22 protein-coding genes and 1 tRNA gene are annotated in these 26,304 nt (G+C 73.6%); 16 read left to right on the forward strand and 7 right to left on the reverse strand.

Going from position 1 to position 26,304, the window contains the following annotated elements; translation table 11 throughout:
- Nucleotides 1-49: 49 nt before the first annotated feature.
- Nucleotides 50-568 (forward strand): hypothetical protein, encoded by a 519-nt coding sequence (locus ACF089_RS08300; RefSeq protein ID WP_392023571.1) that lies wholly within the window; start codon nucleotides 50-52, stop codon nucleotides 566-568.
- Here the strand turns inward: ACF089_RS08300 and ACF089_RS08305 are convergent.
- Nucleotides 569-643 (reverse strand) — tRNA-Cys (locus tag ACF089_RS08305).
- 171 nt (nucleotides 644-814) lie between these two features.
- Between ACF089_RS08305 and ACF089_RS08310 the strand changes: the two genes are divergently transcribed.
- From ACF089_RS08310 to ACF089_RS08325, 4 genes are all read left to right on the forward strand, one after another.
- A complete protein-coding gene (locus ACF089_RS08310; RefSeq protein ID WP_392023573.1) occupies nucleotides 815-2,290 on the forward strand; it encodes an MFS transporter in 1,476 nt (491 codons plus the stop codon).
- A 274-nt stretch (nucleotides 2,291-2,564) separates the two neighbouring features.
- Complete coding sequence (locus tag ACF089_RS08315; protein ID WP_392023575.1) at nucleotides 2,565-4,358, forward strand: DEAD/DEAH box helicase; 1,794 nt, start codon at nucleotides 2,565-2,567, stop codon at nucleotides 4,356-4,358.
- Between the two features lie 400 nt (nucleotides 4,359-4,758).
- On the forward strand, nucleotides 4,759-5,400 hold the full coding sequence (locus ACF089_RS08320) for an IclR family transcriptional regulator (RefSeq protein WP_392023577.1): 642 nt from the start codon (nucleotides 4,759-4,761) through the stop codon (nucleotides 5,398-5,400).
- Between the two features lie 179 nt (nucleotides 5,401-5,579).
- Nucleotides 5,580-6,368: a hypothetical protein gene (locus tag ACF089_RS08325; RefSeq protein ID WP_392023579.1), complete on the forward strand. Its 789-nt coding sequence runs from the start codon at nucleotides 5,580-5,582 to the stop codon at nucleotides 6,366-6,368.
- Here ACF089_RS08325 and ACF089_RS08330 read toward each other — a convergent pair.
- From ACF089_RS08330 to ACF089_RS08340, 3 genes are all read right to left on the reverse strand, one after another.
- Complete coding sequence (locus ACF089_RS08330; RefSeq protein ID WP_392023581.1) at nucleotides 6,298-7,641, reverse strand: MFS transporter; 1,344 nt, start codon at nucleotides 7,639-7,641, stop codon at nucleotides 6,298-6,300. The genes ACF089_RS08325 and ACF089_RS08330 overlap by 71 nt on opposite strands.
- Nucleotides 7,642-7,657: 16 nt before the next feature.
- Nucleotides 7,658-8,308, reverse strand: a complete 651-nt coding sequence (locus ACF089_RS08335; RefSeq protein WP_392023582.1) for an ArsR/SmtB family transcription factor — start codon at nucleotides 8,306-8,308, stop codon at nucleotides 7,658-7,660.
- Nucleotides 8,309-8,499: 191 nt separating this feature from the next.
- Complete coding sequence (locus ACF089_RS08340) at nucleotides 8,500-8,997, reverse strand: Lrp/AsnC family transcriptional regulator (RefSeq protein WP_392023584.1); 498 nt, start codon at nucleotides 8,995-8,997, stop codon at nucleotides 8,500-8,502.
- 121 nt (nucleotides 8,998-9,118) lie between these two features.
- Between ACF089_RS08340 and hppD the strand changes: the two genes are divergently transcribed.
- The 5 genes from hppD to ACF089_RS08365 all read left to right on the forward strand — a co-directional run bounded on the left by hppD (nucleotide 9,119) and on the right by ACF089_RS08365 (nucleotide 15,226).
- Nucleotides 9,119-10,264, forward strand: coding sequence for a 4-hydroxyphenylpyruvate dioxygenase (gene hppD / locus ACF089_RS08345; protein ID WP_392023586.1), 1,146 nt, complete (start codon nucleotides 9,119-9,121; stop codon nucleotides 10,262-10,264).
- A 133-nt stretch (nucleotides 10,265-10,397) separates the two neighbouring features.
- Entirely contained in the window at nucleotides 10,398-11,180 is a 783-nt protein-coding gene (locus ACF089_RS08350) for a response regulator transcription factor (protein ID WP_392024731.1), read from the forward strand.
- Nucleotides 11,181-11,244: 64 nt separating this feature from the next.
- A complete protein-coding gene (locus ACF089_RS08355) occupies nucleotides 11,245-13,302 on the forward strand; it encodes a sensor histidine kinase (protein ID WP_392023587.1) in 2,058 nt (685 codons plus the stop codon).
- Nucleotides 13,303-13,943: 641 nt separating this feature from the next.
- Complete coding sequence (locus tag ACF089_RS08360; protein WP_392023589.1) at nucleotides 13,944-14,447, forward strand: hypothetical protein; 504 nt, start codon at nucleotides 13,944-13,946, stop codon at nucleotides 14,445-14,447.
- 86 nt (nucleotides 14,448-14,533) lie between these two features.
- Nucleotides 14,534-15,226: a class F sortase gene (locus ACF089_RS08365; protein WP_392023590.1), complete on the forward strand. Its 693-nt coding sequence runs from the start codon at nucleotides 14,534-14,536 to the stop codon at nucleotides 15,224-15,226.
- A 73-nt stretch (nucleotides 15,227-15,299) separates the two neighbouring features.
- Here the strand turns inward: ACF089_RS08365 and ACF089_RS08370 are convergent, their stop codons facing one another.
- A complete protein-coding gene (locus tag ACF089_RS08370; protein ID WP_392023593.1) occupies nucleotides 15,300-16,832 on the reverse strand; it encodes a tetratricopeptide repeat protein in 1,533 nt (510 codons plus the stop codon).
- Between the two features lie 107 nt (nucleotides 16,833-16,939).
- Here ACF089_RS08370 and ACF089_RS08375 point away from each other — a divergent pair, with 107 nt between their 5' ends.
- Both ACF089_RS08375 and ACF089_RS08380 read left to right on the forward strand, forming a co-directional pair.
- Nucleotides 16,940-18,307 (forward strand): FAD-binding oxidoreductase, encoded by a 1,368-nt coding sequence (locus ACF089_RS08375; RefSeq protein WP_392023595.1) that lies wholly within the window; start codon nucleotides 16,940-16,942, stop codon nucleotides 18,305-18,307.
- Between the two features lie 139 nt (nucleotides 18,308-18,446).
- Entirely contained in the window at nucleotides 18,447-18,827 is a 381-nt protein-coding gene (locus tag ACF089_RS08380) for a VOC family protein (protein WP_392023597.1), read from the forward strand.
- On the opposite strand, the gene ACF089_RS08385 is transcribed toward ACF089_RS08380, so the two are convergent.
- Nucleotides 18,824-19,324, reverse strand: coding sequence for an SsgA family sporulation/cell division regulator (locus ACF089_RS08385; RefSeq protein WP_392023599.1), 501 nt, complete (start codon nucleotides 19,322-19,324; stop codon nucleotides 18,824-18,826). The genes ACF089_RS08380 and ACF089_RS08385 overlap by 4 nt on opposite strands.
- A gap of 250 nt (nucleotides 19,325-19,574) precedes the next feature.
- Between ACF089_RS08385 and sigJ the strand changes: the two genes are divergently transcribed.
- The 3 genes from sigJ to ACF089_RS08400 all read left to right on the forward strand — a co-directional run bounded on the left by sigJ (nucleotide 19,575) and on the right by ACF089_RS08400 (nucleotide 23,193).
- Nucleotides 19,575-20,474 (forward strand): RNA polymerase sigma factor SigJ, encoded by a 900-nt coding sequence (gene sigJ, locus ACF089_RS08390; protein ID WP_392023601.1) that lies wholly within the window; start codon nucleotides 19,575-19,577, stop codon nucleotides 20,472-20,474.
- A gap of 207 nt (nucleotides 20,475-20,681) precedes the next feature.
- Nucleotides 20,682-22,313 (forward strand): RDD family protein, encoded by a 1,632-nt coding sequence (locus tag ACF089_RS08395; RefSeq protein ID WP_392023603.1) that lies wholly within the window; start codon nucleotides 20,682-20,684, stop codon nucleotides 22,311-22,313.
- 91 nt (nucleotides 22,314-22,404) lie between these two features.
- Nucleotides 22,405-23,193 carry an RDD family protein gene (locus ACF089_RS08400; RefSeq protein ID WP_392023604.1) on the forward strand — a complete coding sequence of 263 codons (789 nt, stop codon included), beginning with the start codon at nucleotides 22,405-22,407 and terminating at the stop codon, nucleotides 23,191-23,193.
- A gap of 18 nt (nucleotides 23,194-23,211) precedes the next feature.
- Here ACF089_RS08400 and ACF089_RS08405 read toward each other — a convergent pair whose 3' ends face one another.
- Nucleotides 23,212-23,475, reverse strand: coding sequence for a hypothetical protein (locus tag ACF089_RS08405; RefSeq protein ID WP_392023606.1), 264 nt, complete (start codon nucleotides 23,473-23,475; stop codon nucleotides 23,212-23,214).
- 404 nt (nucleotides 23,476-23,879) lie between these two features.
- Here ACF089_RS08405 and ACF089_RS08410 point away from each other — a divergent pair, with 404 nt between their 5' ends.
- Nucleotides 23,880-26,303: an immune inhibitor A domain-containing protein gene (locus ACF089_RS08410; protein WP_392023608.1), complete on the forward strand. Its 2,424-nt coding sequence runs from the start codon at nucleotides 23,880-23,882 to the stop codon at nucleotides 26,301-26,303.
- The last annotated feature ends 1 nt before the right edge of the window (nucleotide 26,304 follow it).

Genomic DNA, 26,304 nt, shown 5'->3' on the forward strand with positions numbered 1-26,304 from the left:
CCCTTCCGCCCGACCGCGGCGGCCGGCCCGCCTTCCCTCCCGTCCCTCCATGAGCGGAGCAGAGTTGCGGCACATCCACGGATACCTGTGGAGCGGATCCAAGCAGCGATTCGATCAGGACGCCCTGCGGCGACCGCCGCACCCCGAACCGCCCCCGGCGGCGCGCTCGGACGACGTGGCCGGACAGCGGCTCGTCGAGCGGTATCGGGAAGCGGCCGCCGAGTTCCCCGTCGCGGATCTTCCCCCCATCTCGACGGCCCACTGGCTGCTGAAGCGTTCCGGCCTGATTCGCGACACCTGGTCCGAGCCCGAGGGCGCGGCGGGCTGGCTCGGGGAGCGGCTCGCCGAGTACGCGCCCCGGTTCGCGGCGGTCGACGAGCGGGCCGCACCCCGTCTCGCGCGGCTGGTCGACTCGGCGGCCGACCGGCTCGGCCGGGGCGGTGACGTGTCCCTGGGGTTCTACCTGGAGCGGCCGGCGTTTCTCTCCGTCGCCCTGGTGATCTGCCTCCGGGCGGGGGACCGCCCGGAGGACCGGTGCCCGGACCGGACCTCGCCGGGGAGGGGCTGATGGAGGCCGTGGCGGGAATCGAACCCACGTAACTCGCTTTGCAGGCGAGTCCCTGAACCACTCGGGCACACGGCCGTGTGCTGGAACTGATCCGACCGTAGGCCGCCCCGCGGGCCCCGCTCAAGCGATCCGGGCACAGTGCAATACGACTGCCACACGCCGTTCACAGACGTAGGACCAAGGGACCACCCCGGTACCGACCCGGCGACAGGGTTCACATTGAGCCATGCCCCTTACGCTTGGGCCATGACCGCCCTGGAACCACGTGACGCCGAGGTCACGCCGCCCATATCCGGAACCGACCCGGACATCGCCGATCAGGACCCGCGGGGCGGGATTCTCGGGCGGAGCCACCGTGCGCTGAGCATCGGGATCATCGCCGTCGTGCTGCTGATCGCCTTCGAGGCGACGGCCGTGGGCACGGCGATGCCGGTCGCCGCGCGGGAACTCGACGGGATCGGGCTGTACGCGTTCGCCTTCTCCTCCTACTTCACCACCAGCCTCTTCGCGATGGTGCTCTCCGGGCAGTGGGCCGACCGGGACGGGCCGCTGCGGCCCCTCGCCACCGGCATCTCCGCCTTCGCGGTCGGACTGCTGCTCTCCGGCACCGCGGGCACCATGTGGCTGTTCATCCTCGGACGGGCCGTCCAGGGCCTCGGCGGCGGACTCGTGATCGTCGCGCTCTACGTGGTCATCGGCCGGGCCTACCCCGAGAAGCTGCGGCCCGCCATCCTCGCCGCCTTCGCCGCGAGCTGGGTCATCCCCTCCGTCGTCGGCCCGCTCGCGGCCGGCACCGTCACCGAGCAGCTCGGCTGGCGCTGGGTCTTCGTCGGCATCCCGGCGCTCGTCGTCTTCCCGCTCGCCCTCGCCCTCCCCGCCATCCGCCGCATGGCCACCGGGCCCGCCGACCCCGACGCGCCCCCGCCGCCCTTCGACGCCCGGCGGATCCGGCTGGCGCTCGGCATCTCGCTCGGCGTCGCGCTGATCCAGTACGCCGCCCAGGACCTGACCTGGCTCTCCCTCCTCCCCGGCGCGATCGGCGCCGCCCTGCTGGTGCCCGCGGTCCTCGGGCTGCTGCCCAAGGGCACCTACCGCGCCGCCCGAGGTCTGCCCTCCGTCGTCCTGCTGCGCGGCGTCGCCGCCGGATCCTTCATCGCGGCCGAGTCCTTCGTACCGCTGATGCTGGTCACCCAGCGCGGGCTGTCGCCCACCATGGCCGGACTCTCGCTCGCCGTCGGCGGCGCGACCTGGGCGCTCGGCTCGTTCCTCCAGTCCCGGCCCCGGATGGAGCCGTACCGCCAGCGGCTCACGGCCGGCGGCATGGTCCTCGTCGCCGCGTCCATAGCCGCCGCGCCCAGCGTGCTGATCCCCTCGGTGCCGGTGTGGATCGTGGGCGTCGCCTGGGGCATCGGCTGCTTCGGCATGGGCATGGTGATCGCCTCGACGAGTGTGCTGCTCCTGAAGCTCTCCGCCCCCGAGGAGGCGGGCGCGAACTCCGCCTCCCTCCAGATCTCCGACGGCCTCTCCAACGTCCTCCTCCTCGCGGCCGGCGGCGCCGCCTTCGCCGCCCTCGGCGGCGGCTCCGTGGCCGGTCACACCGCCACCGCCGCCGGCGAGTCCAACCCCGCCGCCTTCGCCGTCGTCTTCCTCCCCATGGCCCTCGTCGCCCTCGCCGGCGCCTGGATAGCCACCCGCCTCCGCACCCGCCCTGCCCCGGCCTAGCCCCGAGGACCCGACCCCGTCGGGGCCCTCGCGCCGAATCCCCAGCCTCGGCGGGTGGGGCGAGTCACAGAGAACCAGCCGCGCCGGCGATTGAGGCGCGAGGGTTCGGGGGCGGGCCCCCGGCACGAGGGCCGAGGGCCGGGGGAAGGGGTGCGGGCTCGCTGTGAAGCGGGTCTCACCGCCCGCTTCACGCGCCTCGCCCGCCCCGGTCCCCCCGGTAGGGTGGCCCGGTTGTCATACCCGTCGTGACTGGACCAGCGCCGAACCGGAGACCGTGACTACTACCGCCTCCCACTCCCACCACCTCTCCCCCGCCTTCCCCGGCCGCGCCCCCTGGGGCACCGCCGGAAAGCTGCGAGCCTGGCAGCAGGGGGCCATGGAGAGATACCTCCAGGAGCAGCCCCGCGACTTCCTCGCCGTCGCCACCCCCGGCGCGGGAAAGACCACCTTCGCGCTCACCCTCGCCTCCTGGCTGCTCCACCACCATGTCGTCCAGCAGGTGACCGTCGTCGCCCCCACCGAGCATCTGAAGAAGCAGTGGGCCGCCGCCGCCGCGCGCGTCGGGATCAAGCTCGACCCCGACTACAGCGCCGGGCCGCTCAGCAAGGAGTACCACGGCGTCGCCATCACCTACGCCGGTGTCGGCGTCCGCCCCATGCTCCACCGCAACCGCTGCGAGCAGCGCAAGACCCTGGTGATCCTCGACGAGATCCACCACGCCGGCGACTCCAAGTCCTGGGGCGAGGCATGCCTGGAGGCCTTCGACCCGGCCACCCGCCGGCTCACCCTCACCGGCACGCCCTTCCGCTCCGACACCAACCCGATCCCCTTCGTCACCTACGAGGAGGGCAACGACGGAATCCGCCGTTCCGCCGCGGACTACACCTACGGATACGGAAACGCCCTCGGCGACGGCGTCGTCCGCCCGGTGATATTCCTCAGCTACAGCGGCAACATGCGCTGGCGCACCAAGGCCGGCGACGAGATCGCCGCCCGGCTCGGCGAGCCGATGACCAAGGACGCCGTCTCCCAGGCCTGGCGCACCGCGCTCGACCCGCGCGGCGAGTGGATGCCCAATGTGCTGCGCGCCGCCGACCAGCGGCTGACCGAGGTCCGCAAGTCGATCCCCGACGCGGGCGGCCTCGTCATCGCCTCCGACCAGGACTCGGCCCGCTCGTACGCCAAACTCATCCGCGAGATCACCGGCACCCGCGCCACCGTCGTCCTCTCCGACGACACCGGCGCGTCCAAACGCATCGACGAGTTCAGCGAGGGCGACGACCGCTGGATGGTCGCGGTCCGCATGGTGTCCGAGGGCGTCGACGTCCCCCGGCTCGCCGTCGGCGTGTACGCCACCACCATCTCCACCCCCCTCTTCTTCGCCCAGGCCGTCGGCCGCTTCGTGCGCTCCCGACGGCGCGGCGAGACCGCGTCCGTCTTCCTGCCGACCATCCCCTCGCTCCTCGGCTTCGCCAACGAGATGGAGGTCGAGCGCGACCATGTGCTCGACCGGCCGAAGAAGGACGGCGAGGACGAGGACCCGTACGCCGAGTCCGAGAAGGAGATGGACGAGGCCAACAAGGAGCAGGACGAGGACACCGGGGAGCAGGACTCCCTGCCCTTCGAGGCGCTGGAGTCCGACGCCGTCTTCGACCGGGTCATGTACAACGGCGCCGAGTTCGGGATGCAGGCCCACCCCGGGAGCGAGGAGGAGCAGGACTACCTCGGCATCCCCGGGCTCCTCGAACCCGACCAGGTGCAGATGCTGCTCCAGAAGCGGCAGGCCCGGCAGATCGCCCACAGCCGCAAGAAGCCCGACGACGAGGCCGATCTGCTGGAGCTGCCCGCCGAGCGGCGGCCCGTGGTCTCCCACAAGGAACTCCTCGAACTGCGCAAGCAGTTGAACACCATGGTGGGCGCGTACGTCCACCAGAGCGGCAAGCCGCACGGCGTCATCCACACCGAGCTGCGCCGGGTGTGCGGCGGCCCGCCGAGCGCGGAGGCGACGGCCGGGCAGATCCGGGAACGGATCAAGAAGGTGCAGGAGTGGGCGACGCGGATGCGCTGACGCGCGCCCGCCCCGGTCTCCGCCTCCGCGCGGAAGCCCCGCCCCGCCCCCGAACCGCCGCGCGGACGCCCCCGCGCGGCGGTCCGCGCCGACCGGTCCGCGCGGGGGCGGCGGATCCCCCCGTAACGCCCGGCACTTGAGGGCCCGGGGGCCGAAAGCAGCCGCAATCCGGCCCGGATCGCGTACGCGCGCCCGGATTCTGGACGAGGTCTTCCGCTGAGCGGACCGGCTCGATACTGTCCCGGGCAATACAAGCGCCCCGTGGCAGCGCCGCCGCGGAGCCCAGTCGGTGTGCCTTGGCCTGCCGGCGGGCCTGAGGAGGGCGCGGCGCCGGCCGGACCGGCGCCGTGCCCGTATCGCCACGGGATCCGCCGTCACACACTCCGAAGGAGAGGGCGTCGTGACCGCGGAGACTTCCCAGACGCTCGACCGAGGACTGCGCGTCCTCAAACTGCTCGCCGACACCGATCACGGGCTGACCGTCACCGAGCTGTCCACTCGGCTCGGCGTCAACCGGACCGTCGTCTACCGGCTTCTCGCCACCCTGGAACAGCACGCCCTGGTCCGCCGGGACCTCGGCGGACGGGCCCGCGTGGGCCTCGGGGTGCTGCGGCTGAGCCGTCAGGTGCACCCGCTGGTGCGGGAGGCCGCCATGCCCGCGCTGCGGGCCCTCGCCGAGGACATAGGGGCCACCGCGCACCTGACCCTCGTGGACGGGGCGGAGGCGCTGGCCGTCGCCGTGGTCGAGCCGACCTGGACCGATTACCACGTGGCGTACCGGGCCGGCTTCCGGCACCCGCTCGACCGGGGGGCCGCCGGGCGGGCCATCCTCGCCGCCCGCCAGAAGAACCCGGACGAGCCCGGGTACACGCTCACCCACGGCGAACTGGAGGCCGGGGCCTGCGGTGCGGCGGCCGCGCTGGTCGGCGTCACCGGGATAGAGGGCAGCGTGGGCGTGGTGATGCTCGCGGAGTCGGTGCCGGAGCGGGTCGGCCCCCGGGTCGTGGACGCCGCCCGCGAGGTGGCCGACGCCCTCCGCTGACCACCCCCCGACGCCCTCCGCTGACCCCGCCCCTGCGGCGGGCGCCCGGGGCCGCCGCCCGCCCCGGGCCCAGGACTGCGGATCCGGGCCCAGGACTGCGGACCCGGGCCCCGCCCCGGCGGGCCCCCGGACCCGGTTCCCGCGCGTCCCCGCCCCGGCCGTCCCGATACATTGGCAGCGTGCTCTCCAGTCTCACGCGCACCCGCGCCCTCGTGCTCAGCGCCGTCCCCGTCGCCGCCCTCCTCGCGACCGCCGCGTTCGCGCCCCTGCCGTACGTGATCGCGGAGCCCGGGGCCACCGTGAACGTCCTGGGCGAGCACCAGGGCAGCCCGGTCATCTCCATCACCGGCGCGCCCGTCCGCGAGACCGAGGGCGCGCTGCGGATGACCACCATCGTCGCCACCGGACCCGACGCCGACGTCGATCTCGGCGATGTGACCGACGGCTGGTTCCGCACCGACCGCGCGGTCATGCCCCGGGACAGCGTCTACCCGGCGGGCGAGTCCACCGAGGAGGTCACCGAGCGGAACCAGGAGGACATGTCGGAGTCCCAGCACGACGCGACCCGGGCCGCGCTCTCGTACCTCGGGGAGGACCCGGAGAAGGTCAAGGTCACCCTCCGCCTCGCCGACGTCGGCGGACCCAGCGCCGGACTGCTCTTCTCCCTGGGGATCGTGGACAAGCTCGACGGCGACGGCTCCGGCGGCGATCTCACCGGCGGCCGGCGCATCGCCGGTACGGGGACGATCACCGCCGACGGCGGCGTCGGCCCGGTCGCCGGGGTGGCGCTGAAGACGCAGGCCGCCAAGCGCGACGGGGCCGAGGTCTTCCTCGTGCCGAAGGGGGAGTGCGACGCGGCCGAGGCCGGGCGGGCCGAGGGGCTGCGGCTGGTCCCCGTCACGACCCTGAAGGGGGCGGTGGAATCGCTCCGGGCGCTGGAGAAGGGCGGGGACGTCCCTTCCTGCTGACGTCCTCGCCGACCTCGTCCGCCGCCGTGCGGCCAGGGGCGTTCATCCCGCGCCAGCACGGGAACAGCAGCGGCGACAGCGTCGCCGTCAGATAGAGCGCGCCGAGCGTCAGCAGCGCCGTCGTGAGCCCCGCCCGCTCGATCAGATACCCGGCCGCGAGACCGCCCAGCGGGGTCGCCATCAGCGCCCCCGCCGTGGTCACCCCCGCGACCCTGCTGCGCAGCCCGTCCGGGACCAGCTCATAGGTGAGCGTGGTGAGGATGGGATTGATCATCCCCGCGGCCACCCCGCTGACCGCCATCGTCAGCGCCAGCGCGACCGTGCTGTCCTCCAGCGCCGCCACCGCGAACCTCGGCGCTCCGGTGATCAGGAACGCCCCGGCGAACACCGCCCGGCGCGGGAAGCGCTCGCCGACCGCCCCGTACAGCAGCGCTCCCAGCAGCGCGCATCCGGCGAAGAGCGCGACCAGCAGGCCCAGTTCGCCGGGGCCGCCGAGATTCTCCCGGGCGTGGACAGGCAGCAGTACGGCGTTCCACGCCTGGTCGAGGCCGTTGGTGAGCATCACCATGAGCACCACCGCCAGCAGCAGCCGGTGCCGCAGCAGAAAGGCGTACCCCTCGCGCAGTTCGCTCCGGTACGCGGCGAACGAGACCGGCGCGGCCGTCCCGCGGGGCTCGGTGGAGCCGACGCCCCGTATGCCCAGGAAGACCAGCAGCGCCGAGACGCCGAAGGTCACCGCGTCCAGCAGCAGGACGGTCTCCGCGCCGGCCAGGGCGATCAGTACGCCCGCGAGCGCCGCCCCGGCCATCCGGGCGCCGCGCGACACCGCGTCGAAGAGGCTCGCCGCGCGGGTCAGCGGGGTCCCGGCGCGGGCGGCGAGGTCGGGGAGCATGACATAGCGCGCGGTCTCGCCGGGCGCGTGGAAGAGGCCGGTGACGGCCATCAGCGCGCACAGCATCCAGAACTCCAGCAGCCCCGCCCGGTGCAGCAGCGGGATCGCGCCGATGGCGAACGCGCAGACGACGTCGGAGGCGACGCTGACCCGGCGGCGGCCGATCCGGTCGATCGCCGGGCCGCCCGCGATCGCGGAGACGACCACGGGGAGGGTGGCGCAGAAGGCGACCAGCCCGGCCTTGGCGGGGCTGCCGGTGGTCTGGAGGGCGAACCAGGGGACGCCGACGAGTGTGAGCGAATTGCCGGTGATGGAGACGGCGTTGGCGGCCAGCACGGTGGCCAGCGGGCCCCGTACCGGTATTCCCTGCGGATCCGTCACGATCGGCCTTCCTCGGTCAGCCGCCCGGGGGCGGGTCGGCGCTCGGGGAGTTCCCGGCGGTGCGGGGCGGGCTCCCGGCGGCGCTCGGGGAGCCCTCGGGCGTGCGCGGGAAGGCGTGCAGATGCAGCCGGACCTGGGCGGTGCCCTCGGCCCCCGGTGCGGGCTCCGGCTCCCGGTAGCTCTCGATGAGCGCGTGCATCTCGTCCTTGAGCCGTCTGGCCCGCGCGGGGGTGAGCCGGAGGGTGAAGTCGCTCAGGTCCGCGCCGTGCCGCCACTCCTCGGACCAGCCGTGCGAGGAGGCGAGCCAGCCGGCGACCTCCCGGGCGTGCTGGGACGCCACCTCCTGGAGGAAGAGGTCCGCCGCCCCGCGCACGGCCGGGTCGGGATCGCCGAGGAGCGTGTCGTCGATGCTGGTGCCCTCGGCCGACGCCTGCCACCAGCGCTCCCGCCCGGTGCCCCGCTCCGGGTCGTCCACGACGAATCCATGGGCGGCGAGCCGGCGCAGATGGTAGCTGGTCGCCCCGGTCGACTCGCCGAGCCGCGCGGCCAGCCGCGACGCCGTGGCGGGCCCGTCCTGGCGCAGGGCCGTCAGCAGCCGCATCCGCAGGGGGTGGGCGAGGCCCTGGAGGGATCGCGGATCGAGCGGTTGGTAACGGCCGTCGGGCATAGTGCAAAGATACCTTTGCAAAGGAAGTTTTGCAGAGCGCGCCGGACCCCGGCGGTACGAGTACGGAGGCCCGGGCGGGATCGGGCCGGGTACGGGCCCCCGGTACGGCGGGATCGGGCCGGGTACGGATACGGGCCCCGGTACGGCGTGGTCAGGCCGGGTAGGGCGTGGTCAGGCCGGGTACGGCGGGGTCAGGCCGGGTACGGGGGAGGGGCGGCCGGATCGTCCGAGGCCGCCTGCTCCACCAGCGGGATGATCCGCAGCCGCACCGGGTTCTCCATCACGATCGCCGTCGACGCCCGCACGATCCCCTCGAACCCCACCACCCGGTCGATCACCCGCTGGAGATCGGCGTTGGACCGGGCCACCAGCCGGCAGAGCATGTCCCCGTGCCCGGTCGTCGTATGCAGCTCCAGCACCTCGGGGACGGTCGTCAGATGGGCCCGGACGTCCGCCCCCTGACCCTGCTTGATCTCCAGCGTCGCGAACGCCGTCACCGGATAGCCCAGCGCCGCCGGATCGACGTCGGGGCCGAACCCCCTGATCACCCCCTGGGACCGCAGCCGGTCCAGCCGCGCCTGCACCGTGCCCCGGGCGACCCCGAGCCTGCGGGAGGCCTCCAGCACCCCGATCCTCGGCTCACGCGCCAGCAGCACGATCAGCCGGCCGTCCAGATGATCGATCGCCATGGAGCCCTCCGAGTGGTCATCCTGTACAGAAAGCATCACCAGCCTGGGGCAGAGCTATGCGAATTGCCCAGCCAAAACAGAAACTGTTGCGCACCTTGTGGATCGGGAGGAGCCTGCGACTATGACTGAGACCATTGATCATCACCCGACCACCGCGCGTGAGGCCGACCCCTTCCCGGTGAAGGGAATGGACGCGGTCGTCTTCGCCGTGGGCAATGCCAAGCAGGCCGCCCACTACTACTCCACGGCCTTCGGAATGAAGCTCGTCGCCTACTCCGGACCGGAGAACGGCAGCCGGGAGACCGCGAGTTACGTCCTGGAGAACGGAGCCGCCCGCTTCGTCCTCACCTCCGTCATCAAACAGTCCACCGAGTGGGGCGACTTCCTCGCCGGCCATGTCGCCGAGCACGGCGACGGCGTGATCGACCTGGCCATCGAGGTCCCGGACGCCCGCGCCGCCTACGCCTACGCCACCGAGCACGGCGCGCGCGGCCTCACCGAGCCGTACGAGATCAAGGACGAGCACGGCACCGTGGTGCTGGCCGCCATCGCGACCTACGGGAAGACCCGGCACACCCTCGTCGACCGCTCCGGCTACGACGGCCCCTACCTCCCCGGCTTCACCGCCGCCGAGCCCATGGTCGAGCCCTCGGCCAAGCGGACGTTCCAGGCCATCGACCACTGCGTCGGCAATGTCGAACTCGGCCGGATGAACGAATGGGTCGCCTTCTACAACCGGGTCATGGGCTTCACCAACATGAAGGAGTTCGTCGGCGACGACATCGCCACCGAGTACTCCGCCCTGATGTCGAAGGTCGTCGCCGACGGCACCCTCAAGGTCAAGTTCCCCATCAACGAGCCCGCCATCGCGAAGAAGAAGTCCCAGATCGACGAGTATCTGGAGTTCTACGGCGGCGCGGGCGTCCAGCACATCGCCCTGGCCACCAACGACATCGTGTCGACGGTGCGGGCCATGCGCGCCGCCGGGGTGCGGTTCCTCGACACCCCCGACTCGTACTACGACACCCTCGGCGAGTGGGCCGGCGAGACCCGGGTGCCGGTCGAGACCCTGCGCGAGCTGAAGATCCTCGTCGACCGGGACGAGGACGGCTATCTGCTCCAGATCTTCACCAAGCCGGTGCAGGACCGGCCGACGGTCTTCTTCGAGATGATCGAACGCCATGGCTCGATGGGCTTCGGCAAGGGCAATTTCAAGGCCCTCTTCGAGGCGATCGAACGCGAGCAGGACAAGCGCGGCAACCTCTGAGCCCCGGCGCGCCGCCGGGCCGGGCGGGCGTGTCCCGCCCCGCCCGGCGACGCCTGACCGGGCGTGTCCCGCCCCGCCCGGCGACGCGCGCCCTCCCGCTCTGCCTACGATCAGGTCCGTGTGCGCACAAGTGATGATCGCCGAGGACGACGAGAAGCAGGCCGAACTGGTCCGCCGCTATCTCGAACGGGAGGGCCACAGCGTCACCCTCGTACGGGACGGCCGCGCCGCCGTCGAGGCGGTCCGCCACCGGCCGCCCGACCTGCTCGTCCTCGATGTGATGATGCCGAAGGTCGACGGCCTGGACGTGCTGCGCATCCTCCGCTCCGAGGAGTACGAACTCCCGGTGCTGATGCTCACAGCCCGCTCCACCGAGGACGATCTGCTGCTCGGACTCGACCTCGGGGCCGACGACTACATGACCAAGCCCTACAGCCCCCGTGAGCTGATGGCCCGGGTCCGCACCCTGCTGCGCCGCACCCGCAGACCCGCCGCCGAAGGCGGCCCGCCCGCCGAACCCGTGTTCACGGTCGGCCCGCTCGTCGTGGACCCGCAGCGGCACGAGATATCCGTCGGCGGCGTACGGGTCGACTGCACCCCCGGCGAGTTCCGCATCCTCGCCACGATGGCCGCCGAACCGGGCCGGGTCTTCACCCGCCAGCAGCTCCTGGAGGAGCTGCACGGCTTCGCCCGCTACATCGGCGACCGGACCGTCGACGTCCACATCATGAATCTGCGCAAGAAGATCGAGCCCGCGCCCCGCAGACCGGCGCTGCTGCTCACCGTCTTCGGCGTGGGCTACAAGCTGGCCGCGCCGCCGAAGGGGAAGCCCGAGCGGCCTCCCGGGACCGGGGCCGCGCGGCTGTCCGAGCCCGGCGCCGGGGCCGGGCGGAGGCGCGACCGTGCGCGGCCGTGAGCCTCGCGGGTCGGACGCGCCCAGCGAATCCGCCGGGCCGGACGGGTCGGGCAGGTCTCGCCCGGTGCGGGAGAAGCGGGAGAAGCGGGAGGAACGAGGGGAGCGGGAGGCCCGGCAGCGGCGACTGCCGCTCCGCAAGAGCCTGCTGGGACGGCTGCTCGCCGTCTCCGCCCTGGTGGCCGCCTGCTCGGTGGCCGCCACCGCCTGGCTCGCCGTGCAGACCACCTCCGGAGCCATCAAACGCGAACAGGGCCAGAACCTCACCGACAGCGCCCGCGTGTACGACGCCCTGCGCGGCCACGCGGCCACCAACCCCCAGTGGGACGGCGTCCAGAGCACCGTACGGAAGCTCGCCCGCACCCATGACCGCCGGATCGCGCTGACCACCCGGGACCGGCGGCTGATCGCCGACTCCGCCGCCGGCGACAGCGGCGGGGGCGCGCCGCCCGCCCTGCCCGCCCAGGCGTCCGCCGTGGTCGACCCGCTCCACGAGGACAGCGCGCTGTTCACCGGCGCCCAGCGGGAGAGCGGCGGGCCGGCGGACCGGATCGACCCGCGCGCCGTCGGCCCGTTCCGGCTGCCGGCGTCCGAACGCGACCGGCTCCGGAAGATCGCCGACCGGACGGCCGGCTGTCTGCGCGAGTTCGGGCTCGCCCCGGACATCGTCGGCACTCCGAGCGGTCGGCCCCGGATCCGTATCGTCGGGCACAACGGCGACCGGGTCCTCGGCGACACCCGCTGCGGACAGGACGAACTCGCCAGCCCCACCCCCACCGAGGCCAAGGCGCTCACCGCGCTCAACGAACTCTCCGACGCCTGCCTCAAGCGCAAGGGGCGCGACGGCGTACAGCTGCGGCTGGACCTCTCCTGGAAGGGAGATCCGGCGGCGCCCGAACCGGCCCCGAGCATCGTCCGCGAGGGTCTGGCGACCGCCCGGCCCGTCCCCCGCGCCGTCCTCCCCCTCGACCCCGGCGCGGCGGGGACCGTCCCGGCTCCCGCCCCCGTCGAACCGTCCCAGGCGCCCGGGTCCGTCGGCAGCGCCGCCGACCGCGACATAGCCGACTGTGTGGAGACCGCCCGCACCGAACAGCTCGCCTCCCATGTCTCCCCGGCCGCCCTGCTGTTCATCGGCGACTCCGACGGGGCGACCGTCCCCGGCTTCGACCTCTCCCCGAAGAACACCGCCCGGATCGTCGGCGTGGCCGCCCTCGTCCTCGCCCTGACCGTCGGCGCGACCCTGCTCGCCGCCACCCGGCTGGTGCGGCCGCTGCGCGCGCTCACCGGGGCCGCCCAGCGGATGAAGGACGGCGAGAGCATCGAGCCGGTGCCGGTCGCCGGGGACAACGAGGTCGGCCGGCTGGCCGCCGCGTTCAACGACATGACCGCCCACCGGGCCGCGCTGGAGGCCCAGCGGCGGGCCATGGTCAGCGATGTCGCCCATGAGCTGCGCACCCCGCTGAGCAACATCCGGGGCTGGCTGGAGGGCGCGCAGGACGGGATCGCCGAACCCGACGAGGCGTTCGTCTCCTCGCTGCTGGAGGAGGCCGTACAGCTCCAGCACATCATCGACGACCTCCAGGACCTGGCGGAGGCCGACGCCGGGGCCCTGCGGCTCCACCCCGAACCGATCCCCGTCGCCGAACTCCTCGCCCAGGTCGCCGCCGCCCACCAGGGCCGCGCCGAGTCCGCCGGCGTCACCCTCGCCGCCGCCCCCGACACCCCCGCCCTCGTCCTGACCGCCGACCCGGTACGGCTGCGCCAGGCCGTCGGCAACCTCGTCTCCAACGCGGTCCGCCACACCCCGCCCGGCGGCACGGTCACCCTCCGCGCCTACCCGTCCGGCGACCACTGGCTCGCCCTGGAAGTCGCCGACACCGGCCACGGCATCGCCCCCGACGACCTCCCCCACGTCTTCGACCGCTTCTGGCGCGCCGACAAGTCCCGCAACCGCCGCACCGGAGGCAGCGGCCTCGGCCTCGCCATCGTCCGCAAGCTGATGGAAGCCCACGGCGGCTCCGTCCACGTCACCAGCCCCCCAACCCAAGGCACCACCTTCACCCTCCACCTCCCCACCTCCCCCCACCCCACGACCGGGGTGATCCCCAGCCCGTCCGACGTTTGAGGACCACCTCGGCCCCGGTGGTCCCGGCAGGGCGGCCAATTCCCGCCCGACCGGGGTGATGCTCAGCCGGTCCGGCGTTTGGGGACCGAGGTCTGGTCACGTTCCGGTGGGGCGGTGGGCCGGTCATTCCCAGTCGGTCCGGTGTTTGAGGACCGCCTCGGCCCCGGTGGTCCCGGCAGGGCGGCCAACCCCAGCCCGACCGGGGTGATGTTCAGCCGGTCCGGCGTTTGGGGACCGAGGTCTGGTCACGTTCCGGTGGTGCGGTGGGCCGGTCAATCCCAGCCCGTCCGGCGATTGAGGACCACCCCGGACCGGTGATCCCGGCAAGGCCGCCAACCCCAGCCCGTCCGGCGTGCCGGCCCGGACAACCGGGCAAATCCCAGCCCGTCCGGCGATTGAGGACCGGGGCCCGGGGCAGCGCCCCGGCAAGCCCCCGCGCCGGACCGAGGCCCCCACGCACCCCACCCCCACACCCCCGCGAAGCCCGGGCCCCCGATACCCGGCCCGCAGGGCTGATCCCCCCACCACACCCCCCTGACAGCTTCCTCACATCTTCAGGCCAGCCTGACCCTCACGCCGGAACGCGATCGCGACGCACCCCGGCGCCCGAGACCGAGCTGGAATCTGAAATGGAGCCACATGTGAGGACCCACCGTCTCGCCCTGCGCGCCCTCATCGTCGCCGCCGCCGCGGCCGGCGCGGCGATCGTCCCGGCGGGGGCCGCGTTCGCGGACTCGTCGCCCTCGCCGAGCAAGCCCGCCGTGGAGCGGACCGCCCAGCCCGAGCAGCCGCAGGAGGCCGGCGCGGAGAAGCCGACCCGGGTGCCGCTCGCCCCCGGTGAGGGCCCCCGGGTGCTGCCGCGCGGCGGAGTCGCCGCGGGCGACCAGCCGGTGGTCAGCCCCGAGCCGTCCGCCGCGGGCGAAACCCGGGTGGTGTTGGGCGACAAGCCCGCGGCCGCCCCCGAGCCGGCCGCTCCCCGCGAGGGCGGCGGCCCGGTGGTGTTGCCGCGCGGCGGCGTCGCCGCCGGTGAGCGCCCCGCCGAGCGCACCGCGCCGTCCGCCGCGATCGCGGGCTCCGCCGTCGCGTTCGCCCTCGTCGCGGGCGCGGGGACCTTCGTGGTCCGCCGCCGCGCCTCCATCAACTGACCGCCCGAGGCTGATCCGGTCGCCCCTCGGCGGCCCGGCGCACGAGCCGCCGGGCCGCCGGGGGGCACGCCGGTCCTGGAGACCTGATGACGACCCCGACGAAGACCACCGGGACGCGGCCCGCCCGCGTACTCCCCGCCCTCGCTCTCGCGCTCTCCCTCGCCGCCCTCACCGGCTGCGCCGACTCCTCCGAAGGCGCCGCGGACCACGGCGCGTCGAAGCCCGCCGCCGCCGGGGCGGACCCGGCCGGGACCGCCGCCGAGCCGGATGCCGCCGAGACCGCCGCCGAGGCCGCCGCCGAGACCGACGGCCCCACCGCCGCTTCCACCGCCAGAACCGTCGCCCCCGTCGAGGTCGCCATCCCCTCCATCGGCGTGCGGAGCCGGCTGATGGGCCTGGGCCTCAACAAGGACGGCACGGTCGAGGTCCCGCCGCCCGAGAAGGGCATGACGGCGGGCTGGTACACCGGCGCGCCCGCCCCCGGCGAACGCGGCGCGTCCGTGATCATCGGCCACAACGACACCAAGTACGGCAAGGCCGTCTTCCACGATCTGAAGAAGATCGCCAAGGGCGCGGAGATCACCGTGCGCAACGCGGCCGGCGCCACCGCCCGTTTCGCGGTCACCGGCACCGAGACGGTCAGCAAGAAGGCCTTCCCGACCCAGCGTGTGTACGGCGAGACCAACGGCCGCGACCTCCGCCTGATCACCTGCGACGGAGGCTTCGACGCCGAGGGCCACCCCGTGGACAACCTCATCGTCTACGCGACCCGCGCCTGACCAGCGGCGGCGCGGCCGGACCGGCTTCCCGGCCCGCCGCCCGGCGGGAGACGGGTCGGGAAGCCCGCCCGGCCTATCTCCCGGCCCCGGCCCCGCTCCCGGACGAGCCCGCGCCCGACTGCCCCGAGCCCCCGGCCCCGGACGAGGCCCCGGACGAGGACGCCGACGAGGACGCCGACGAGGCCCCGGACGAGGACCCGGTCCCGAACCCCCGCACCGCCCCCTCCCGCCCCGTGAGTTTCCGCGGCCCGCCCGCCGGCGGCTCGCCCAGCGCCGTCAGAGCCGCCCGCGCCGCGGGAGCCAGCAGGGGCGAGAAGTACGGGTTGATCCGCAGCGCCTGCCCGATGTCGCGGCGCGCCGGCCCGTACAGCCCCAGCGCCCGCTCGATCTCCCCCCGGTGGTACGAGAACAGCGGGCTCCGCAGCCCCTCCTTCGTCGCCCTCTTGGCGTACGGCAGCGCCTCCTTCGCCCGACCCGCCCGGAACAGCGCCCACCCCAGCGCGTCCGCCGTCTCCATCCCGCGCCGCCCCCGCTCCCACTCGGCGGACAGCCGCCGGACCGCCTCCTCCGGGTCCCCGTGGTCGGCCTCGTACCGTCCGAGCGGCAGCTCCTGGTTCACCCCGGCCGCCGTCGCCCGCCGCGCCGCAGCCAGCGCCGCCGCGTACTGGGCCCCGGCCTCCTCGCCCAGCCCCAGCGACTCGTACAGCTCGCCCGCCTCCAGCGCGTACTCCGCCGACGGACCGCGCTCCAGGACCGTCCGGTAGTCGCGCAGGGCCTCGTCCGTACGGCCCAGGGCCGCCAGCGCCCGGGCCCGCGACGCCAGCGCGGGCCGGTGGCCGGGGTCGAGCCGCAGCGCCAGGTCGTAGCTCTCGATCGCCTCCGCGGGCTCCCCGCGCTCCCAGTCGAGATCGCCGAACCGGTGCAGCGCCGCCGCCCGCTCGGCGATCCCCTCGGCGGCGGCGACCGCGTCGTACGCGGTGGCCGCCGCGTCCTCGCGCCAGCCCTTGTCGCGGTAGACCCGGGCCGCGACGCCCCGCGCCTGCGGCCCCGCGTACAGGCTCGTCAGCTTCTCCAGCGACGCGGCGACCGCCTTGTAGTCCCCGAGCCCGCTGTACGCGTCGATCAGCGCCCGGTGCACCGTCCACCGCCGGGGCCGCTGCTTCAGCGCCTGCCGGGCATGGTCGCGGGCGGCCCGGAAGTCCTGGCGCGCGCCCGCGAGCGCCGCCAGCCCGAGCAGCGCCTCCGTATTGCCGTCGGCGGCCGGGACCAGCTCCAGCGAGCGCCGGAGCGCGCGCTCGGCGCGGGGGAGCGCGTCCCAGTCCGCGAACCGGGCCCCGCGCTCCGCGTACGCCGTCCCCAGCACCGCCCAGGACTCCTCGTCGCCGGGGCGGCCCCGCAGCCACCGCTCCCGCTCCGCGATCAGCGCGTTCAGCTCCGGCAGGGCGGCCGGAGCGCCCACGGCGGCGGCCGCCCGGGCGCGCGCGGCCGGACCCGGCGCCGGGCGCGGCCCCTCCGGCCCGCGCGGGACCATCGCGATCACGCCGGCGGCCAGCGTCGCGGTGACCAGGGTCGCGACGGCGGCGTTCTTCCTACGTTCACTGCCCATGCCCTCACTGTGCGTCAGCGAGCAGTCCATACGATGAACGCGCCCCGTCCGGGTCGGTGGAAGGCCGACGGGTTCACACCGATGGCCCCGGGTGCGACGCTGGGATCATGGACGATCTCCTCGCGCGGCTCCGCGCCGACCTGCCCGCCGAAGCCCTGATCACCGACCCCGACGTGATGGTCTCCTACGCCCGGGACATGGCGAGCTTCTGCGCGGCCGGCCTCCCCGCCGCGGTCGTCCTGCCGCGCACGGTCGAGCAGGTCCAGAGCGTGATGCGGACCGCCACCGCCCTGCGCGTCCCCGTCGTCCCCCAGGGCGCGCGCACCGGACTCTCCGGCGCGGCCAACGCCTCCGACGGCTGCGTCGTGCTCTCGCTCACGAAGATGGACCGGATCCTGGAGATCAGCCCCGTCGACCGGATCGCCGTGGTCGAGCCGGGCGTGATCAACGCGGCGCTGTCCCGCGCGGCCGGCGAACACGGCCTCACCTACCCGCCCGACCCCTCCAGCTGGGAGACCTGCACCATCGGCGGGAACATCGGCACCGCGTCCGGCGGACTGTGCTGTGTGAAGTACGGAGTGACCGCCGAGTACGTCCTCGGCCTCGACGTCGTCCTCGCCGACGGCCGACTGCTCACCACCGGCCGCCGCACCGCCAAGGGCGTCGCGGGCTACGACCTGACCCGGCTCTTCGTCGGCTCCGAGGGCAGCCTCGGCATCGTCGTCAAGGCGGTCCTCGCCCTGCGCCCCAAGCCGCCCGCGCAGCTGGTGCTCGGCGCGGAGTTCGGCTCCGCCGCCGCGGCCTGCGACGCGATCTGCGCGATCATGGAGCGCGGGCACACCCCGTCCCTGCTGGAGCTGATGGACCGCACCACGGTCCGCGCGGTCAACGCGATGACCGGCATGGGGCTGCCCGACACCACCGAGGCGCTGCTGCTCGCCGCCTTCGACACCGCCGACCCGGCGGCCGATCTGGCGGCCGTCGGCGAGCTGTGCCGGGCCGCGGGCGCGACCGAGGTGGTCCCGGCGGACACCGTGGCCGAATCCGAACTGCTGATGCAGGCCCGCCGGAGCGCGCTGCCCGCGCTGGAGCGGATCAGGAGCGCCACGATGATCGACGATGTGTGCGTACCGCGCTCACAGCTGGGCGCGATGATCGAGGGCACCGCGGCGATCGCCGCGAAACACGATCTGACGATCGGCGTCTGCGCCCACGCGGGCGACGGCAACACCCACCCCGTCGTCTGCTTCGACCAGCACGATCCGGACGAGTCGCGCCGGGCCCGGGAGTCCTTCGACGAGATCATGGCACTGGGGCTCGAACTGGGCGGCACGATCACCGGAGAGCACGGCGTCGGCGTGCTGAAGAAGGAGTGGCTGGCCAGGGAGCTGGGTCCGGTCGGCGTGGAACTCCAGCGGGGCATCAAGCGGACCTTCGACCCGCTGGGCATCCTCAACCCCGGCAAGCTCTTCTGAGACCTGGCTGATTCTCGCTGGTCCCAGAGCCCGGCCCCCTGTGGGCCGGGCGGACTAAGCCCCATTCCCGATGCCCCGCCCCGGCCCCTCCTCCTACCGTGGAAGCACCGCAGCATGCGGGATCCACGAAGGAGGAGCCATGCCGGCCCGACTCGACCACACCATCGTCCACAGCCGTGACAGGTTCGCCGGAGCCCGCTTCCTGGCCGAGCTGACCGGGGAGCCGGAGCCCAAGGCGTTCGGCCCGTTCGCGAGTCTGCCGCTGGCGAACGGGGTGACGCTCGACTATCTGGACCACGAGGGCGAGATCGTCTCGCAGCACCTGGCCTTTCTGGTCTCGGAGGAGGAGTTCGACACGATCTTCGGCAGGATCGCCGAGCGCGGACTGCCCTACTGGGCGGACCCGGGCCACCGGGAGCCCCAGCGGATCAACCACCACTTCGGGGGCCGCGGGGTGTACATAGACGACCCGGACGGCCACTCGCTGGAGTTCATCACGCATACCTACGTCGTGGACTAGGAGTCGCCGTCGGGCGACTCCTCGGAGGGCCGGGGGGCCTCCTGCCCGGACGCTGGATGCCCCCCGGCCCACAGCCGGTTCGCCCGCCGGGGCTCCAGCAGCTCCGCCAGCCGGTCGTCGAGATCCAGCCGGCCCGCCTCCGCCCCCGGAGGGACGATCCGCAGCGTCCGCTCCAGCCACGCCGACACCGCCACCGCGGACACCTCCAGCAGCGCGTCCCCGTCCGGCGAACTGAGCGCCATCAGCACCACGCTCCGCCCCTCCACCTTCGTCGGCCAGATCCGCACATCCCCGTGCCCGCACGGCCGGAACACCCCCTCCACCAGCAACTCCCGGGCGAAGGTCCAGGTGACAGGGTGCTCGGACCCGATGTGGAAGGTGATGTGCACGGCGTACGGATCGGCCGTGCGATACGTCAGCCGGGCGGGGACGGGGATGCTGCGCTCGGGCGACAGCACCAGATTCAGCTCCAGCTCGCGTTCGACCACGGTGTGCATAAGAGGCTCCCTCTCCTGGTGGGGTGCGGGCCCGGAACGGGCCCTCGCACGGAGAGAGCGGGGTCGCGCGCGACGATGACGCGACTTTCGGTAAAAACTTTCTGTGATCGTTCGGTTACCCACAGGTCCGCTTCCCGGCCCCGGTCCGCTCCGGCGTACGGGCGGGGCCCGGGAAGCGGTCCTCCCGTGCGCGCGGGCCGCGTTTCGTGCTTCTGTTCCCCTGATCGCGGAGACGAGGGAAGGCGGCGGGGTGGACGAGCGCATCTGGCGGACCGAGGACTTCGAGGAACACCGGCCCCGGCTGCGGGCGGTGGCCTACCGGATGCTCGGCTCGCTGAGCGAGGCCGACGACGCCGTCCAGGACGCCTGGCTCCGCTTCGGCCGCGCCGACACCTCCGGCGTGACGAACCTCGCCGGCTGGCTCACCACCGTCGTCGGGCGGGTCTGCCTCGACCAGCTGCGCTCCCGCGAGCGGCGCCGCGAGGACCCGCTGGAGGCGCGCGTCCCCGATCCGGTCGTCAGCCACGAGTCCGGCGCCGACCCCGAACAGCGGGTCCTGCTCGCCGACTCCGTCGGGCTGGCCCTGCTGGTGGTGCTCGACACGCTCGCCCCGGCCGAGCGCCTCGCCCTCGTCCTCCACGACACGTTCGCCGTCCCGTTCGAGGAGATCGCCGAGCTGATCGAGCGCTCCCCGGCCGCCGCCCGGCAGCTCGCGAGCCGCGCCCGCCGGCGCGTCCAGGGCCGAACGCCCGTCCCGGACCCCGATCTCGCCCGTCAGCGCGCCGTCGTCGACGCCTTCTTCGCCGCCTCCCGCGAGGGCGACTTCGACGGGCTCGTCGCGGTGCTCGCCCCCGACATCGTGCTCCGCTCCGACGCGGGCGGCCGGGCCCGCCACTCCGTCGTCCTCACCGGCGCGCGCACGGTGGCCGGACGGGCGCTCACCTTCGCCCGGCTCTCCCCCTTCGTCCGCCCGGCGCTGATCAACGGCGCCGCCGGGGTCGTCGTCATCGCCGAGGGCCGCCCGCTCTCGGTCATGGCCTTCACCGTCGCGGGCGGAAAGGTCGTCGCCATCGACGCCCTCGCCGACCCCGAGCGGCTGAAGGGGCTCGACCTGACCCGCGTCGGCCGTCCTGCCCCGCCCCGCCCCTGAACACCCGGGCCCGCCGGGGGTGTCCGGGCGGCGGCCGGCAGGGCATCCTGCTCCACGACGGGCAGGGCATCCTGCTCCACGACGGACACGGCAGCGGAACCTCCCCGGACAGTGGTCGTTACAGCTGGGCAGGCCCAGGCGTCCGCGAGCGTCTGATAGATGTGGAGCCTTGAATTGAGGCTCTCGAGGAGATACGGGACCACGGTGATGAGCGCCCCAACCCCGGCCGGCGGCGACGACAGTCCTCAGCCCGGCTACTACCCGGACCCTTCCATTCCCGGATACGTCCGGTACTGGAACGGCGCGGCCTGGGTGCCCGGTACGAGCCGGCCCGCGCCCAAGGCGGGCGAGGCGATGCCCGCCGTACCGGGCGGGACGGCCCGGCAGAATCCGCCGGGGACGGCCGAGTCCGCCGCCCCCGCCGCGCTGGAGGAGACCGGCCCGGTCTTCATCGACGAGGAGCCGGACGAGCGGATCGCCCCCTCGGAACCGGCCACCGCCTGGCAGGCGGACACCTCCCGGCAGAGCGGGTTCGGCGGCGAACGCGACCACCGGGTCTCCTGGGGCGGCGGCCGCGAGCCCTCCGCCCAGGGGCCGTCCGGCCCGGTCCCGGCGCCGCAGATTCCGGACTCCCGGGCCGAGCACGGGACATCGGCCCCGCCGGAGCGGGCGCCCGCTCCCCAGGGGCCGGTCCAGGTCCCCGAGAGCCGGAGCCCCGCCCGGGCCGCCGACCCGCGGCTGCCCGCGCAGGGCGGTGACCCCACCGGCGGGGCGCTGCCCGGAGCGCGGTCGGTCCGGCCCTCGCCGGCCGGGCCGCCGGCCGACCGGACCGTCACCATCCGGCCCACGCGCTCCCGTCCGGGCGACGAGGACCGCTCCGGTGAGCGGCCGCCCGGGGAACGGCGGCCCCCGGCCGACGGCACCCTGACCATCCGGGCCCAGCCGGGTCAGGGCGGCGAGGCTCCCGGCGTCCGGTCCATGCCCCCGGGCGCCGCCGCCCCGCCCCAGCCGCAGCCCTCCGTACCGCCGCGCCAACAGCCGCAGCCCCAGCCGCACATGAGCCCGCAGGCCCCCGTACCGCCGCACGCGCACGTACAGCCTCAGGCACAGCACGTACAGCCGCAGCCGCACGCGCAGCCGAACGCCCAGCCGCAGCCCCTGCCCCACGCGCATCCCCAGCCCCAGCCTCACGCGCAGCCGCAGGGCGGGCCGCAGCAGGCCGCCGACGGGGCCGCCTCCTGGGCCCAGCAGGTGCACCGGCTGGCCCGGCCCGACGAGGCGGAACAGCAGCCCGTCGTGCCCTGGAAGCCCCCGGTCGACGACCCGTTCCTCCAGATCGCCCAGGCGCAGGCCGCCGCCCGGCCCGCCGCGCTCGGCCGGCGGTTCGCCGCCCGGCTGATCGACACCGTCGTCCTCGGCGCGCTCGTCGCGGCCGTCGCCGTGCCCGTGGCCGGCCGCACGCTCGCCCATGTGGACGACAAGATCGAGGCCGCCCGCCACTCGGGCCGCACCGTCACCGTCTGGCTGCTGGACGGCACCACCGCCGTCCACCTCGGCATCGTCCTCGGCGCGCTGCTGCTCCTCGGCGCGCTGTACGAGGCGCTGCCGACCGCCCGCTGGGGCCGCACCCTCGGCAAGAGGCTGTGCGGGCTCCGGGTGGTCGACATCGAGTCCCACGAGCCCCCGCCGCTCGGCGCGGCCCTGCGCCGCTGGCTGGTGTACGGGGTGCTCGGCCTCGCCGTCGTCGGTGTGCTCAATGTGCTCTGGGGCCTGTTCGACCGGCCCTGGCGGCAGTGCTGGCACGACAAGGCGGCGCACACCTTCGTCACCGCCGGCTGACCGCCCGGTGCGCTGATCCGCTCTCCGTACGGTTCCCCCGAACGGCACACGAGCTTTTGCGGGGGCGGCCCGCTCGGGATGCACTGCCCTCATGAGCAATGATCAGCCACCGCCTCCCGGCCCGGGCGGCCCCGAGGACGATCCTTTCCTCAAGAGGCCGCAGGATCCCGCCCCGCCCGGCGGCCAGGGCCCCCCGCCCGGCTCCGGCTCCCCCTACGGAGGGAACCAGGGCGGCCAGGGCGGACCCGGCGGCCAGGGCGGCCCCGGTGGACCCGGCGGTCAGGGATGGCAGGGCGGCGGCGGCCAGGGCGGCCCGTACGGCAGCGCGGGCGGCGGGATGCCCCCGTACGATCCGGGCGCCTACGGCGGCGGGCCCTACGGCGGCGCGCCCGACCCGCTCGCCGGGATGCCGCCGCTCGCCGACTTCGGCAGACGGCTCGCCGCCCGGATCATCGACGCTTTGATCATCTTCATTCCGCTCTTCCTGCTCTCCCTCGTCTTCGGAGGGTGGAGCGGCGGAGGCGACAGCGGGAACGGCTGGGACGACATCGCCGACGATGTGAACACCGGCAGACAGTGGGTCTGGTCGCTGATCTCCCTGGTGGCGTATGTCGCCTACGACACCCTGATGGTGAAGAAGAACGGGCAGACCGTGGGCAAGCGGCTGCTCAAGCTCCGGGTGGCGATGCTCAACGACGGCAGCGTCCCGGACGCCCGCTCGGCGCTGGTGCGCGCGGCGGTCCTCTGGGCCCCCGCCCTGATCTGCTGCTTCTGCGTCTGGTGGCTGGTCATCATCATCACGATCATCGCCGACAAGCCCTATCGGCAGGGTCTGCACGACAAGGCGGGCCGGACCGTGGTGGTGACGGTTCCCGAGTGACCGGGCGGGGCTCGCGGATCAGCCGCGCCCCGCGCCCTCCCCGACCCCGGCGGGCTCCCGCCCGGCGCGCGCCCCCGGCGCCCCGGATCCGCGGGCCCGGCTCCGGCGGGCGGCGCGGGCCGGCAGCACGGCCGCCACCATCAGCCCGAGCGCCATCGCGGCGACGCCGATGACCACGACGCCGAGCGCCTCCGTGGTCCGGGTGAACAGCAGCAGGGCCAGCGCGGAGAGGACGACGGTGGCCGAACCATAGGCGAGCTGTGCGGCAGTCGGACGCGGCATGGCGTTATCCGTCCTGGGGGCGATGTCGGGAGATGGCCGGGGATGTCTCTCGACGCGATCGCACGGCCGGTGACCGTACGGTGCTGCATGCCCGTGTGTCGTCCGGGGTAAGCGTTGCCTCACGCAGGGTCCCGGTGCATAGGGGGCGCACGGAGTCATACGGTCATACCGCTGGCTGGATTCACCCGCTCGGTGTCCGGTTCTCCCCGCTCGGCACGTCCGCCGGCGACTGTCCGGATATCGGAACTCCGTGTCTGCATAGTGCAGTTGGAATGTCCTAGTCAAGGGTTGTCTTTTCTTCTCCGACTACGGTCGAATGCCGTTCACTTGTGACGCGCGCGTTCCTTGTCCGGGCAGCCCCACTCCGGTCTGCGGCGAGGGCGCGGGGGAGGACACCAGAACACGTGACCACCAACAGACGGACGACCAGAGCGTCCGCCGTGATCGTCGCGCTCGCCGCGACCACCGTGGCGGCATCGGCGTTCAGCACCGCCCAGGCGGGGGACCGGGACTCGACGGCCCCGGCCGCCGCCGCCGTCGAGCGCCAGGACCCGGCGCCGCGGGAGGGCCACGTCGACCACGATCTCGACGGACCCTTCAGCAAGCAGCAGGCCGCCCAGCGCGAGTCGGCGCTGGAGAAGGTCATATCCGGGGACGCGACCGTGCAGCGGCGCGGCGGATCCAATGTGGTCAAGCTCGACAAGGGGAAGTACGTCGAGCTGGGCCGGGAGAAGACCGACAAGATCTTCACGATCCTGCTGGAGTTCGGCGACAAGGTCGACGACACCACGATGTACGACCCGGACGGACCGGAGGGCCCCGAGCCGCCGGTGAAGAAGTACGGCGGCACCCCGGGCCCCGCCCACAACAAGATCGCCCAGCCGAACCGCGCGGTCAACAACTCCACGGCCTGGCAGGCGGACTACGACCGCGAGCACTTCCAGGACCTGTACTTCGGCAGCGGCAAGGACGCGAACGGCGCGCAGAAGCAGTCCGTGAAGACCTACTTCGAGAAGGCGTCCTCGGGGCGCTACTCGGTCGAGGGCACGGTCTCCGACTGGGTGAAGGTCGACTACAACGAGGCCCGTTACGGCTCGAACTTCTGCGGCGAGAGCAACTGCGACAACACCTGGGACGCGGTCCGCGACGGCGTCAACGCCTGGGTGCGGGACCAGAAGGCGCAGGGCCGTACGGACGCGCAGATCAAGGCGGACCTGGCCCAGTACGACCTCTGGGACCGTTACGACTTCGACAACGACGGCAACTTCAACGAGTCCGACGGCTATATCGACCACTTCCAGTTCGTCCACGCGGGCGAGGACGAGTCGGCGGGCGGCGGCGCGCAGGGCACGGACGCCATCTGGGCGCACCGCTGGTACGCGTACGGCACCGACGCGGGCCGCACCGGCCCGGGGGAGAACAAGGCCGGCGGCACCCAGATCGGCGACACGGGCATCTGGGTCGGCGACTACACCGTGCAGCCCGAGAACGGCGGACTCGGCGTCTTCGCCCATGAGTACGGCCACGACCTGGGCCTGCCCGATCTGTACGACTACTCCGGCCGGGGCGAGAACTCCACCGGCTTCTGGAGCCTGATGTCGTCGGGTTCGTGGCTCGGCCGCGGCAAGGACGCCATCGGCGATCTGCCGGGCGACATGACCTCCTGGGACAAGCTCCAGCTGGGCTGGCTGAACTACACCAAGGCGCGGGCCGGGACGGAGTCGACCCACACCCTCGGCGTCTCGGCGTACAACACCAAGCGCCCCCAGGCGCTCGTCGTCGAGCTGCCGAAGAAGCCCGGCACCACCCCGGTCGTGAAGCCCGCCGAGGGCGCCCGGCAGTGGTGGAGCGACATGGGCGACGACCTCCGCAACACCCTGACCCGCACGGTCGACCTCACGGGCCGGACCACCGCCTCCCTGGAGCTGTCCGGCTGGTGGCAGACCGAGCGGGGTTACGACTACGTCTACACCGAGGTGTCGACGGACGGCGGGGCCAACTGGACCCCGATCGACGGCACCGCCGACGGCCGGCCGATCAGCCGCGACGCGAGCGACAAGCCCGCGCTGACCGGCCGTTCGGGCGCGTACAAGCAGCTCGTCTACGGGCTGGACGCGTACGCGGGCAAGAAGATCGACCTCCGGTTCCAGTACCGCACGGACGGCGCGACGACCGAGAAGGGCTTCGCGGCGGACGCCGTCACCGTCAAGGCGGACGGCGCGGCGCTGTTCACCGACAACGCCGAGGGCGACGACGCGGGCTGGACCGTGAAGGGCTTCTCGCGCATCGGCGAGTCCTTCACCAAGGACTACGACCAGTACTACATCGCCGAGAACCGCCAGTACGTGTCCTACGACAAGACCCTGAAGACCGGCGCGTACAACTTCGGCTTCGCCGCGCCCAAGCACCAGTGGGTCGAGCACTACGCGAACCAGAACGGTCTGCTGATCTGGCTCTGGGACACCTTCCAGCGGGACAACAACACCAGCTCCCACCCGGGTGAGGGCCAGATCCTCCCGATCGACGCCAACCCCGCGCCGCTGAAGTGGTCGGACGGCACCGTGATGCGCAACCGCATCCAGTCCTTCGACGCGACCTTCAGCACCCGGCCGTACGACGCGGTCACCCTGCACCGGGCGGGCGTGCCGACGAAGATCAAGGCGCGGCCGGGCAACAGCGTCTTCGACGACCGCAAGGGCGTCTACTGGACCGCCGAGAATCCGACGGGCAGTGTGCGTGTAACTGACACCAACACCAAGATCGCGATCGTGAAGGAGCCGCGGAGCGGCGAAACGATCACCGTGAAGGTGGGTCCCTCGACCAAGTAAT

Source organism: Streptomyces sp. NPDC014894 (assembly GCF_043080985.1).
In the GTDB taxonomy this organism is placed as follows: Bacteria; Actinomycetota; Actinomycetes; order Streptomycetales; family Streptomycetaceae; genus Streptomyces.

Coding starts and splice junctions, on each gene's coding strand:
- hppD (WP_392023586.1), top strand. CDS start 9,119: ATGACTGAGACCATTGATCATCACCCGACCACCGCGCGTGAGGCCGAC.
- ACF089_RS08395 (WP_392023603.1), top strand. CDS start 20,682: ATGAGCGCCCCAACCCCGGCCGGCGGCGACGACAGTCCTCAGCCCGGC.
- ACF089_RS08365 (WP_392023590.1), top strand. CDS start 14,534: ATGACGACCCCGACGAAGACCACCGGGACGCGGCCCGCCCGCGTACTC.
- ACF089_RS08340 (WP_392023584.1), bottom strand. CDS start 8,997: ATGGCGATCGATCATCTGGACGGCCGGCTGATCGTGCTGCTGGCGCGT.
- ACF089_RS08385 (WP_392023599.1), bottom strand. CDS start 19,324: ATGCACACCGTGGTCGAACGCGAGCTGGAGCTGAATCTGGTGCTGTCG.
- ACF089_RS08300 (WP_392023571.1), top strand. CDS start 50: ATGAGCGGAGCAGAGTTGCGGCACATCCACGGATACCTGTGGAGCGGA.
- ACF089_RS08375 (WP_392023595.1), top strand. CDS start 16,940: ATGGACGATCTCCTCGCGCGGCTCCGCGCCGACCTGCCCGCCGAAGCC.
- ACF089_RS08400 (WP_392023604.1), top strand. CDS start 22,405: ATGAGCAATGATCAGCCACCGCCTCCCGGCCCGGGCGGCCCCGAGGAC.
- ACF089_RS08335 (WP_392023582.1), bottom strand. CDS start 8,308: ATGCCCGACGGCCGTTACCAACCGCTCGATCCGCGATCCCTCCAGGGC.
- ACF089_RS08380 (WP_392023597.1), top strand. CDS start 18,447: ATGCCGGCCCGACTCGACCACACCATCGTCCACAGCCGTGACAGGTTC.
- ACF089_RS08350 (WP_392024731.1), top strand. CDS start 10,398: ATGATCGCCGAGGACGACGAGAAGCAGGCCGAACTGGTCCGCCGCTAT.
- ACF089_RS08310 (WP_392023573.1), top strand. CDS start 815: ATGACCGCCCTGGAACCACGTGACGCCGAGGTCACGCCGCCCATATCC.
- ACF089_RS08370 (WP_392023593.1), bottom strand. CDS start 16,832: ATGGGCAGTGAACGTAGGAAGAACGCCGCCGTCGCGACCCTGGTCACC.
- ACF089_RS08405 (WP_392023606.1), bottom strand. CDS start 23,475: ATGCCGCGTCCGACTGCCGCACAGCTCGCCTATGGTTCGGCCACCGTC.